Annotated in this window: 9 protein-coding genes; 1 reads left to right on the top strand and 8 read right to left on the bottom strand. The window is 74.1% G+C overall.

From position 1 onward, the window contains the following. The coding region (gene mobF, locus ACZ52R_RS36055; protein ID WP_465754946.1) for a MobF family relaxase at nt 1-4693 on the bottom strand (4693 nt) is incomplete at its 3' end. Nucleotides 4694-5152: 459 nt separating this feature from the next. Here mobF and ACZ52R_RS36050 point away from each other — a divergent pair. After that, nucleotides 5153-5668: a hypothetical protein gene (locus ACZ52R_RS36050; RefSeq protein WP_465754945.1), complete on the top strand. Its 516-nt coding sequence runs from the start codon at nt 5153-5155 to the stop codon at nt 5666-5668. Nucleotides 5669-5756: 88 nt separating this feature from the next. On the opposite strand, the gene ACZ52R_RS36045 is transcribed toward ACZ52R_RS36050, so the two are convergent. From ACZ52R_RS36045 to ACZ52R_RS36015, 7 genes are all read right to left on the bottom strand, one after another. Beyond that, nucleotides 5757-6305: an HNH endonuclease gene (locus ACZ52R_RS36045; RefSeq protein WP_465754944.1), complete on the bottom strand. Its 549-nt coding sequence runs from the start codon at nt 6303-6305 to the stop codon at nt 5757-5759. Nucleotides 6306-6477: 172 nt separating this feature from the next. Further along, a complete protein-coding gene (locus tag ACZ52R_RS36040; protein ID WP_465754943.1) occupies nt 6478-6600 on the bottom strand; it encodes a hypothetical protein in 123 nt (40 codons plus the stop codon). Nucleotides 6601-6760: 160 nt separating this feature from the next. Next, a complete protein-coding gene (locus tag ACZ52R_RS36035) occupies nt 6761-7678 on the bottom strand; it encodes a hypothetical protein (protein WP_465754942.1) in 918 nt (305 codons plus the stop codon). Then, the gene (locus ACZ52R_RS36030) at nt 7666-7947 is read right to left on the bottom strand and encodes a DUF6211 family protein (protein ID WP_465754941.1); all 282 of its coding nucleotides are present in this window, start codon (nt 7945-7947) and stop codon (nt 7666-7668) included. Before ACZ52R_RS36030 ends, ACZ52R_RS36035 begins: the two co-directional genes overlap by 13 nt. A gap of 155 nt (nt 7948-8102) precedes the next feature. After that, nucleotides 8103-10127: a hypothetical protein gene (locus tag ACZ52R_RS36025; protein ID WP_465754940.1), complete on the bottom strand. Its 2025-nt coding sequence runs from the start codon at nt 10125-10127 to the stop codon at nt 8103-8105. A gap of 73 nt (nt 10128-10200) precedes the next feature. Then, nucleotides 10201-10374: a hypothetical protein gene (locus ACZ52R_RS36020; protein ID WP_465754939.1), complete on the bottom strand. Its 174-nt coding sequence runs from the start codon at nt 10372-10374 to the stop codon at nt 10201-10203. 321 nt (nt 10375-10695) lie between these two features. Then, nucleotides 10696-11448, bottom strand: coding sequence for a hypothetical protein (locus ACZ52R_RS36015; protein ID WP_465754938.1), 753 nt, complete (start codon nt 11446-11448; stop codon nt 10696-10698). Nucleotides 11449-11495 lie beyond the last annotated feature (47 nt).

The raw sequence follows: 11495 nt of genomic DNA, 5'->3' as shown, positions 1-11495 counted from the left end.
CCGCGACCACCGGGGCGGTGCGCTCGGCCGGCTCCTCGGCGACGTCGACCACGAGCTCGGGCACGGCCTGGTCCTCGACCAGCTCCACCGGCTCGGCGACGTCGGCGACCGGAACCTGCAGCTCGTCCTCGACCACCGCGACCACCGGGGCGGTGCGCTCGGCCGGCTCCTCGGCGACGTCGACCACGAGCTCGGGCACGGCCTGGTCCTCGACCAGCTCCACCGGCTCGGCGACGTCGGCGACCGGAACCTGCAGCTCGTCCTCGACCACCGCGACCACCGGGGCGGTGCGCTCGGCCGGCTCCTCGGCGACGTCGACCACGAGCTCGGGCACGGCCTGGTCCTCGACCAGCTCCACCGGCTCGTACTCAGCCACGGCGAGGGTGGCCGGGTCCGGCGCGGGGACTGCCGTCAAGGCGTCGCCGCTGAGCTCGGGTTGTGCGCCGAACAGGGCCTCACCGCGCTGGGCGGCGGCCTCGGTGGCGCGGGCTCGGCGGCCGACCTGGGCCACCTGGTCGGCCAGGGCCTGCCATGCCTCGGCGTCGCGGTCCGCCGTCGGGCGGTCGCCGATCCCGGGCTCGGTGTCCCGCAGTTGCCGGCGGGTTCGCCAGGCGTCGGCCAGAGCGGCGGTCCGCTCCCATGTCTCGCGCAGTTCGGTGTCCGGCAGCGGCACCGGGCCGAGCGTCCGGGCCCATGCGGGCGGGTCCTGTGCGAGGGCCTCGCCGGTCTGGCGCAGGCGCTCCTCGATCACCTCGCGGCGCTCGGCGAGATGGGCGTTCCAGCTCGCCGGGGTGTGCTGGTCCCGCTCGGTCTCGCGCGGGGCGAGCCACTCGGGGATGGGGCCCTGGTGGTCGGGTGTGGTGTCCACGATCACGGGTAGCAGCTGACGCAGACGCTGTTCGGCGCGCACGCGCTGCTCGATCACGTCCGCGCGGTCCAGGGCGCGGTGGGCCTCCTGCTCGGTCGCCTCGTTGGCGCGCATTCCGGCGGACACCGTGGCGGCGTCCAGGCCGGCGGTGGAGGCGTGCCCGGGAGCGGGCTCGCGCTGCCAGTCCTCGCGGCCGCGGTCGCGCTGCGACATCCCCATGCGTAGGCGCTGCTCGTTCCGCAGGGTCGCCAGACGTACGGATTCGGCCCGGTTCTGCCAGGTCCGCTCGGCCGTCTCTTCGGGCGTCTCCGCCGGGTGGGCGGAAGCGGTCAGACGCACGGCCTGCCGTGCGTCGCTGATGGCGGCGGAGAGCTGGGTGCGGGTGAGGTCGCCGTACTCGCGGTGCGGCCAGGCGGGCGCGGTCACGTTGCCGAGGGCCACCGGGCGGGGCTGGCTGGCGACCCGGGCCTCGGCCCGTCGGACCTCCTCCAGCGCTGCCTGACGCCGCTCGGCTGCCCGGACGGTGAGGTCGGCGACCTGGTTGTCCGTCAGGTCGCGCAGGGGCCGGCTGCTGGGCTGTTCCTCCAGCCGCCGCAGGGTCTCCTGAGCGGTCGAGACGTGGTTGTCGATGCGCCAGCTCAGCACCGCAGAGTTGTCTTCGGCGTCGCTGAAACCGCGCTCCTTGTAGGCGGCTTTCAGGATGGGCTCGGGGGCGAATCCGGCGTGTTCGGCGTCGCGCAGGGCCCTCTCGACGGCGGGCCAGGCGTCGGCCGCGATGAACGACTCGGCGGCCAGGCCGAGCTGGGAGCGGGCCATGCTCTGGTAGCGCAGGGCCAGGGCGCGCGCGTGGACGTCGGTGTACTCGTTGGCGAGCTGGCGGATGTTCCACGCGCGGTCCTGCTCGTCGCGGATGGTCTCGGTGGCGGTCCGGCTGGCCTGGGAGTTCCGGGCGATGCCCTGCAGGACATCGGCCATCGTCTGGCCGTCCTCCAGGATGACGTAGCCCCTGTTCTCCAGGCGGCCTCGGGTCATCTCGACGTAGGCGGACTCCCGGCCGGTGCTGGCGTCGAACAGGCCGCCGCCGACACCGACGGTGGCGCCCTGGCCGCGGTGGCCGGTGCTTGCGTAGCCGAGCTCCACGTACTTGCTGACGTAGTCGGCGGGCAGCGTCGCGCGGCCGCCGTGGTCGGTGTGCCGCACGGTGAGGGAGCCGTCGCCGTGGACCTCGACCACGCTCCACTGGTCGCCGTTCTTCACGAAGTCGCGGCCACCGCGCACGACGTTGCGGCGGGCGTTGCGGCGGGAGACGACCAGGTCGCCGCGGTGGGCTTCCAGTCCGTCGCGCAGGTCGACGCCACGGGTCAGGTCGAGCTGCCCGGAGCCCGCCCGGTACGCCTGGGCCTGCTCGTTGAGCTGGGCCACGGTGGCGTTGTCGCCGGCCATCATCATGCCGGTGCGGCCGGCCTCGATGTCGCGCTGCCAGTCGGTGAAAAGCTGGTGGACCATCTGCTCGCGCGAGCCCGCGACGATGCGGCCCTGCTGCAGGTACCAGGCCCATGCCTCTTCGGGCTCGCCGCCGCGCAGGGCGAGCGAGGCGGCGGCCTCGCCCTCGACGCGGAAGCGGTGCACCACCTCCAGCTCGACCACATCCACGACGTTGGCGAGCAGGCGAAGGGCGCCGCCGGACTCGACGCTCGCCAGCTGGCCCGGGTCACCCACCAGCCGGACCACGGCGCCCGCCCGCTCGGCGTCGGTGATGACGTCGGCCAGGCGCTTGCTGCCCGCCATCCCGGCCTCGTCCACGATGACCATGTCACCGGGGTACAGCTCGAACCCGGGGCGGACCCGGCGTCCTTCGTGGGCGTCTTTGCGGGCGCCGAGCCACTCGTGGATCACGTAGGCCGGGGACTCGATGCCGCCCGCGAGCTCGGCGGCCGCGCGGGCAGAGGGACCGAGGCCGATCACGCGGCCGCCGCTCGCCCGGACGGCTTCGGCGGCCAGCGCCATGGCGGTGGTCTTGCCCGCGCCAGCCGGGCCGATCGCGGCCTGGACCAGGTGCTCGCCGGTGGCGAAGGTGCGGGCGAGGGCGCGCTGGCCGGCGTCCAGCGGCCGCTCGCGGTTGGCCTCCTGGTAGGCGGCCTCCGCACGGGCGTAGACCTCGGTGGAGACGGGCGGGATGACCCTGGTCCGGGCGGCGGCCACGATCCTGTCCTCGGCGGCGAGGACCGCGGCCGAGGTGTACAGGGTGGTCTCGCGGCGCCGGTAGATGCTCGTCCCGTCGTCGCGGGTGAGCGGCGCGAAGCTCGGGTTCGGGTCGGGCGGGGTGATGTTGATGGAGTCGGCGGCCAGCGCTCGGGCGGTGATCTGCTCGGCGAGCTCGGCCCCGGCGGTGGCGCCCTTGGTGGCCTGCATGACCCACCGTCGGGCTTCGGCGATGACCTGGCGCTCGCCCCACACGCTGCGGTGCTCGGCGACAGTGGCGACCACCTCGCGGGCGGCCTGCTCGATGTCGATTGCGGCCGGGGCCGGCTCGGTGATCCGGAGCCGCTCCGCGACCGCCCGCGCGTGCCAGAGCAGGCGGTCGACCCGGTCGGTGCCGAACTCGGCGACGGCGCTCTCGCGCCACTGCACGCGCAGGTCGGCGAGGGAGCGGGCTTCCTTCTTGTCGGGCCGGGTGTCGAGCGTCGCCTGCTGCATGAGCTTGGTCAGCACCTTGCTGGAGGGCTCGCGGCCGTGGCGATCGCGATACTCCTCGACCAGCTCGGCGGTGCGGGTCTTGATGTCCTTGGACCGGCTGGAGTGGGCTTCGATCAGGTCATGCCCGACACCGGCGATCTCCATCACCGGCCGCTTGCCGGGTGTCACCTCACGCGCCTCGGCGCGCAGGCCGAGCTCGGCGCACACCTCCTCGACCACGCGGGCGTTGTAGAGCTCGGAGGCCGGCACGTTCTGCGCGTACAGCAGGGCACTGTCGAGCGATCGCCACTTGCCGTCCCGGCCTTTCACCTTGTTGGCGATCACCAGGTGGTCGTGCAGCAGGGGCTCACCGAGCCGACTGTCGTAGTGCCGGAACCTTGCGGCGATCAGCCCGCCCTCGACGTGCTCCTGAGCGATGCCGCCGGTGCCGGTGCGGGTCATCGTCGCCTCGGCCTCCAGCCAGGCGAGGGTGTCGGCCATGGCCTTCTCGTGGGCCCGCTCGACGGCCTTGCGCACGTCCTCGTCGCCGAGGGCCCACAGCACGGAGACGGACTTCGGAGCGCGGAACACCAGGTCGAAACCGGCGACCGCCTCACGGCGCTTCCCGCCTTCCGCCTTCTTGATGAACCGGCCCAGCTCCTCCCGGGTGGCGGGCCCGCGGCCGTGCTCCTCACGGAACAGCTGTGCGCCGACCTTGCCGCGCACGGCGGCCCGCTCGGCGGGGGACGGGGGACGCTGCTCGATCCGGGCGAAGGCGTCCAGCTCCTCCTCCAGCAGACGGCTGAACGGGTTGTCAGGCCCCTTGAACTTGGGGAAGGCACGGCCGAGCTTCGCGGCCGCCACCGCCCGGGTGGCACGGTCGCCGGCGGCGAGGCGCTCGGCGATGATCCGCTCGGCATCCGGGTGCAGGCCCTCACCGAAAAGGGCCTTCATCTGAGCCTCGGTGACAGTCCCCGAAATGCCAAGAAGTTCCAGGCCAGAACCCATCCACAGGCCGGGCGGCTGGCCTTCGGCGGTGTAGTAGTCGCCGAGCTCCTGGCCGCGCTCGCGCTGGGCGTCTGCGCTGATCGTTTCGCGCATGTAGTAGACATACCCGTCCCCGGCACTGAGGCGGTGAACGGTCATCATGTGGCGATCATACCCACCAAGGTCACTCAAGTGTCTGAGCTGTGACCCTTAACGATCTTCAAATTGCTATGTGAGGAACGAACGGGCGATTTGAAGATCGTTAAGGGTCACGTGCTTGCACGGCGGATTTCCATGGGCCTGCTCTCCGAGCAGGGCTGTGGAAATCCGTACCAGCGGCGCTACCTGGGTGCGCGTCACAGGGAGAGCCGAAACTGCGGTGCGGTACGGACCTGCAGAAATCGACGGTGGATCAGTGCCGGACGGCGGTGCGGCAGGGTCCGGGCGGCCCCGTCGAAACGGCGAGCGGTGGCGACGGGCGGCAGGGTCCGGACGGCTGACCGGACGCCACCGGACGGGCGCCGAGGCGGCGTTCGGCCGGGCCGGCCGGGAAACCACTCCCCCACCGGCGGGGCGGCCGGTGCACAATGTGGATCGTCGGAACGATCAACGGAGGAACTCATGGCAGAGAACAGAGGTGCGCGCCAGCTGTCGGCGCGCGGCGCCGCGCGCCTGCGTGCCGCCGAGCTGGCCGAGCAGTTCGAGCAGGCCGCCGCCCGCCGCCGCCAGCTGGCGGCGGACGTGCTGGTCGCGCAGGTCGAGCTCGAAGAGCACTCCGCCGAGACCGATCGGCGGGCGGCCAAGCTGCTGGCCGAGGCCGAGCAGCGCGTTGCCAAGCTCCGCGAGGAACGCGCCTCGCAGGCCGACGTCAAGCGGGCCAAGCTCGACGCCCTGGTGGTCGAGCTGCTCGACACCGGGGTAACCCCGAAGGAAGCGGCCGACCGGCTCGGAATGACCCCGGCCGAGGTCCGCCAGGCCAAGAAGAACCACGACACGGCGAAGGCCGCCGCACCCGCAGGCACCGCCGACCCCGCGCCCGCCGGCGCCGGGTCGGCTACAGTTCCCTCTCAGCAGGACGGCGAGCCCGCCGAGCAGGACCTGGCCCTCACCGATGGGCCAGGATCGGCCGCTGTCTGAACTTCTCTGAACGCGCGTCGGGCCCCGTCCGGCTCCATGGAACCCATGGGCCAGGCGGGGCCCGGTGTCGTTGCGGGCGGGTGCCTGATCAGAACAGCGGGAGCTGGCCGCGCGTGGGGTCCGAGGCCGCGACGGCCGCCAGGTAGGCGGCCGGGTCGTAGCCGCTCTCCAGCACCTCGCGGACCAGAGGCCGCGCCTCACCGGCGAGCATCGCGGCGGCGAGCGCGGGCAAGTCGAGCCCCTCGCGGAGCGCGGCCTGGATCGCCTGCGCCCGGCCCAGAGATCCCCGGGTGTCGGCGACCCCCACGTGGGCCCGGCCGGCTGCCCGGTTCTCCCTCGCCATCTGCTGCAGGTTGGCGCGCTGGGAGACGGCCGCCAGGTGGTCGATCTGCACACACAGACTCTCGTTGCATCCGTGCGCAACTTTGAGCTCCGGCGGCAGCGGGTCGGGGCCCGCCACCTGCTCGACCAGCCACCGGTGCACCCGCACGGTGCGCTCGCGCCCGGCCTCGGTGACGACGGCCTTGGCGTACCCCTTGCTGGTCAGGGCAGCGCTCCAAAAACGGCACCCGTGCGGCACCAGGACACTGCGCTCGGCCACGTAGGCCAGAGCCCGCTCCGCTCCACTGCTCGACACCCGCACTCCCCCGGCTTGATCGGCTTCGCCAGCATCCTGCCAGGCATGAGCACCTGATGGCGGTGACAGTCCCGGTCGGCGAACGCGGAAGGCGCCCACCCTGGACGGGCGGGCGCCTTCCGTTGCGGCGTACTTCGGCGGCCGCGGGCGGCCTGCGGCTGATGGCGGGCGGTCAGGTCCGGGCCGGTCGGCGCGGCCAGTCGGTCGGGGGGATCGGGGCCTCGCCGGCCACCTCGCGCATCGCCTCGTCCGTGGCACACGGCGAGCAGATGCCGAGATCCCGGGCGTGAGTCATGCGGGAACGGGCGAGACTTCCACCGAGGGGGCCGGTGCAGCGCGGGCAGCGGGGTTCGGGTGTGCTCATGCCGTCGGCCTCCGGTCGCATCGGTCGCATCGGTCGCAGGGGGCCGGGGCGGTCGGCGGGCGGTTGCGGTGGGAGGGGCGGGGTGCGGCGGTCACGTGGCCTCCCGGTGCTTGCGGGCGGTCTCGAAGATCTGACGCCAGGTCGGCTCGGCGGTGCCCTCACCGTCGGCCTGGCGGGCTGCACGGACCAGGTCGGCGGTGGTGTCGTCGGGGAACTCGGCGAGCAGTCGGCGGGCCAGGTCGAGCCGGGGGTCGCCGGCCCACGGGTGGGCCTTCGGCTTGCGGCCGGCGCCGCGGCCCGCCCCCCCGCCCTGGCCGCGGGCGGGCGCCTGGGCGGCGGCCTCCCACAGCCGGCTGCGGCGGTAGGCCGGGACCACCTGGCCGCGGTACTCCACGGACCCGTCGGGCTCGCTGCGGAGCAGGTCGCCGATGGAGCCCTTGGCCGGGGGGCTCTTGCGCCAGCCCAGCACGGTGCTGCTGTCCTTGTGGCCGAGGATCTTGGCGAGCGCGTTGATCGGCACCAGTTCGTCAGGGTCGCCGGAGCGGTCGATGCCGCCGGCCTCGATGTGCTGCTCGCGGGCCTTGGCCGCGGTCAGGTCCGCGTGCCAGCGCTGCCACTGCGGCAGGCACCAGTGCATCACCCCGCCGATGGTGACGGCGGGCGGGTGGCCGTTGCTGTCGCGGTCGGACCATAGCCGCTGGAGCGTGGCGCGGCTGAGCCCGGTCTGGCCGGTCAGGCCGGGGCGGTCGAGCAGCTGGGCGCGTGCGCTGGCGATGACGCTCCGCCAGGTCGGCTCGTCGGTGTCGGGGCGGAACAGGTGGGCGGCGCGGGCGAGCTCGGTCGTGTCCGTGTCGGGAGTCTGGGAGAGCAGGTTCACGGCGGCGGCAAGCAGGGCCGGGTCGGTGTCGTCGGCGGGCTGCTGGGTGGCGGGTGGCGGGGTCACGGGGGTCTCCACTCGGTCGGTGGCAGACCTCTGCGCCGGCAGCAGCAGGCGAGTCAGAGTTGCCACGTCTGGACCCCTTCCGGGCTGTGCCGGATGACGGCGGCCACGTCGTGCCGGTCGACCACCTGGGCCCAGTCCATCCACTGCGGGTGGCCGGCGGGCAGGTTGATCTCGAACAGGCCGCTCTCGGCGTCGCCGTTGTGGAAGTCCACGATCAGGAACCACTCGGCGGCGGGGGCGTGCCGGGCGACCGAGGGCCGCAGCACGACCAGGTCGCCGAGGAACGGGTCGCCGTCGTTCGGCTGCTCAACCGGGAAGGGGAATTCGGGTACCATCACTGTCGTCCTTCACTTGTTGGTGGAGACGTGGGCAGGGCGGCCTGTTGCCAAACTTCGCCGCCCGCCTGGCCGAGGCCCGCCGCGTAAGCGGCGGGCCTTTGTCGTTCCCCGGGCGGCAGGCCGAGGCCGGCCACCCGAGGATGATGAATCAATTAAACCAGAGTGGCGGGGTCGGGAAAACCGGCCGGTGCGTGCCGGTCCATGGACTTCTTCCATTCGGCCGTCCGCAGCTCGCGCCAGCGCCGTTCGGCCCATCCCTCGGGCACGGCCCGCAGCGTTTCGGGCGCCTTGCCCATGGGCCAGGTCGCGGGCAGCTCGACCTCGACCAGGGCCTGCACGGCGCGGGTTCCGTCGGGCGTCGGCCGCACGGGCCCGGCGTCCTTGCGGCCGTAGAGGTAGCCGCCGCGCTGCAGCAGCTCGACCAGCTCCCGGCGCACGGGCCGGCCGCGCCGCTTGGCGTCGGTGGGCGTCTCCGCCGGGATCATGCGGAACCTGCGGCGACCGTCATAGGTGAGGCCGTCGGCGCGGACCTCGACGGCGGCGAGAATCGCGTACAGCTCCAGGGTGAACACCGGCGCCAGCGCCTTGACGGCGTCCTCCCGCAGCATTTGCTCCATGGACTCGCGGATGGCCTTCTCGTGGCGCTGGGCGTGGAAGACGGCGGCCGTGACGGCGGCGCGCTGGCTGTCGTGCGCGCCGAGCCCGGGTTCCTGGTCGTCCGGGTCGCGGTACTTCTCGCAGTCGCTGCACTCGACGTCGGTCCAGCGGTAGCCGGCCTGGTGGATCGTCACGGGGCAGGGGATCAGCAGGCCCCACGGGATCACGGGCCGGGGGCCGAGCTCGTCGCGGCCGGCTTCGCCGCCGGCCTGGGCGTGCTCGGTGACGGCGCGCTCCACCTCGCCCCACCAGCGCAGGCCCTCGGCGAGCACGGGGCCGCCGTCGGCGCGGGTGAGCGTCATCGGTTCCCCCTCCCCCGCACGGCGCACGGCGTACCGGTGGTCGCCGTACTCGACCAGGCGCTCGCGCACCAGCACGTGCTCGGCGTCGAGCGGGTGGTGCCAGTCCGCGGCGGTGCGGACCGCCGGCGGCCGCGGCTCGCTACCGGGGGCCGGCGCCTCCTTCGCGCGGCGGTTGGCTGCCTCCCGCTCGGCGGGGAACTCCTCGCGCAGCATCACGTACTGGCTGCGGCGCACGTCGGTGACGCCGGTCTCGGTGTCCGCCTCGGCGTACTCGACCAGGCCGAGACGTTGGGCGCGGCTCCACATGGTCCAGGCGGCCCGTCCGGCGGTGGAGAGCGGAACGGCCCGGCGGTACCCGGTGGTCTCGGCATGCCAGGCCAGGTACCCCCGGGCCATGAGGGTGCGTACCCGCCGGGCGTCGAACGCCTTGGGCTTCCAGTTGCCGCCATCGGCGACGAAGTAGCCGTTCAGGTCCTCCTCCAGCTCGCCGCGCTCGGCCCAGCTCATGACTTCGGCCTGCGCGGCGGAGAAGCCCGCGGCCTGGGCCAGCTGCAGCTCGAAGGGTGTCACCAGCTGGTGCTCCTGGACGTGCTCCAGCGCGTGGTAGCGGGCCCAGTCCTCGGCGTCGGTCCGGTCGCCGTCGACTTGGCGCACGGTGTGCCACTCGCCGCTGTGGCGCGAGCACTCCACCGACCACCGGTCATCGCGCAGGTTCTGCGACGTGACGCGGAGGAACGCGGGCAGCACGGGCAGGGCCGGCTCGGCGCCCGGGTGGCCGGGCTCGGTGGCGGTGACGGCGGCCGCGACCTGGGCGGCCGCCGTCCACAGCGGGGCCTGCCGCGGGGGCGGGGTGCGCTTGGGCCGGGCGGGGGCGGCCGGGGCCGTCCGGGGCTTCGGGGTGAAGCTGGGCAGGCCCTCGAACGCGGGCTGCAGCTCGGTGGGGTAGAGCCCGCCGGGCACGTACGGGTGGACGCGGGCGATCACCGGGCGGCGCTTGCCGCCGGTACGGACGCCTCGGTCGGTCCACTGCTCGGCGAGCTGGGCGGCGTGCTCGGCGCAGGCGAGTTCGTGGTGGGCGGCGGCCAGGGTGGGGGTGTTGAGCGCGTGCCCGACCACCCGGTGGGTGGCGTCGGCCCGGCAGGGCCGGGCGGTGGCGAGCAGGCGGCCGGCCTCGGCGGTGTCCTGCGTGGTGGCCTGGCACATCGGGGGGAGATTCATCGGTGGCACCTCGTCCGGTGGGGCCGGGCCCGGGAGACGGCTGGTCTTCCCGGGCCCGGCCGGTTGGGCTGGGTCAGCGGCCGGGGTTCTCGCCCTGGCGGGGCACCCGGCCGGTGCCGCCGTCGGGGTCGGGCCCGAACGGGCGGCCGCCGCCGGCTCCGGGGGTGCCGTCCTTGCGCTGGCCCGGGAGGCTGGCGCTGAACTTCGGGATGGCGGACTCGTTGTGGTCGTCGCGCTCGATGCTCACGGTGCTTCTCCTGTCGGTGGGGAGGTCTCCGGCGGTTGCCTCGCCGGTGCCGCCGTCGGCGGCGGTGCGGTAGGTCGGAAGGCGGGACGGGGACGGTTGCTCGTCCGGCGCCCGCCGGGGGCCGGCCACGGCCACCGGCGGTGAACGCGCCGGACCGGGGGCGCCGCCCCGAAGGGGCGTCCGCTGCTGGCCGGTTGGCCCTGCGGCCGGGCGGGCTGCCGCGCGGCAGCCCGGGGTGCGGCGGCTCGATGCCGCCGCGACCCGGACGCGCGACCGGGGCGGGGCCGGCCCCGGGGCGGCAACCCCGGGACCGGCGGCCGGTCAGCGGTCGAGCGGCAGGATGTAGCCGTACGCCCGGACGGCGAGATCCGTGATCGGCCGGTAGTCGCCGAGGTAGACGCTGCTGGCCTGCTCGTGGGTCTGGCCACCCCGCATCCGGCGCTCGTACTCCTGGGCGAGCTGGGCACCGTGCAGCGGGTACAGCTCGTCGGCCCCGTGCCACTGGCTGCCGTCCTGGCCGACCCACGCCACCCGCACGCACTTGCCCGCCCCGGGGAGGATCTCCAGCACCCGGCCGCTGACCGTCCCGCCGTCGCGGACTGCCTCCGCGACGTCGCCGACGGCGAACCCGGCCTGCCGGGCCCGCTCGAACCGGACGGTGCCGGGGACGGCGGCCCAGAAGTCGCGCCGGTCCACCATCCCGGGCTCCTGCTCGCCGTCCCACAGCACGGTGTGGTGGGTGTACCGGGGGCCGGTGTACTTGCCTCGCCGCAGGATCGACCGGGCGACGCTGTCAGCGTCCGGCCCCTGGTAAGTGGTGACCCCCTCGACCCGCACGCCAACGTCAATCCCGGGAATCACCTGCGGGGCAGCCTGCTCGGGGACCAGGGCCAGTGAGGCGGCCTCGTACCGGAAAGTGCGGCCCTGCTGGCGGTCCCACTCGACCAGGTACGACACGTGCGGGCCGAACACGGTGACGGGGCGGGTGATGATCAGCCGGATCACCCCGTGGTCGGGGGTCTCGGGGTTGGCGGCGCGGCGGGAGACGCGGGTGTTGACGGCGAAGCTGTTCACGGCGGGTGCCTCTCGTTGTTGGTGGGTCCGGCCGCCGCCCGGGGTTG

This window comes from Kitasatospora sp. NPDC034023 (assembly GCF_055575795.1).
This window is presented reverse-complemented; position numbering and strand designations above follow the sequence as displayed.

Coding starts and splice junctions, on each gene's coding strand:
- ACZ52R_RS36050 (WP_465754945.1), top strand. CDS start 5,153: ATGGCAGAGAACAGAGGTGCGCGCCAGCTGTCGGCGCGCGGCGCCGCG.
- ACZ52R_RS36040 (WP_465754943.1), bottom strand. CDS start 6,600: ATGACTCACGCCCGGGATCTCGGCATCTGCTCGCCGTGTGCCACGGAC.
- ACZ52R_RS36030 (WP_465754941.1), bottom strand. CDS start 7,947: ATGGTACCCGAATTCCCCTTCCCGGTTGAGCAGCCGAACGACGGCGAC.
- ACZ52R_RS36025 (WP_465754940.1), bottom strand. CDS start 10,127: ATGAATCTCCCCCCGATGTGCCAGGCCACCACGCAGGACACCGCCGAG.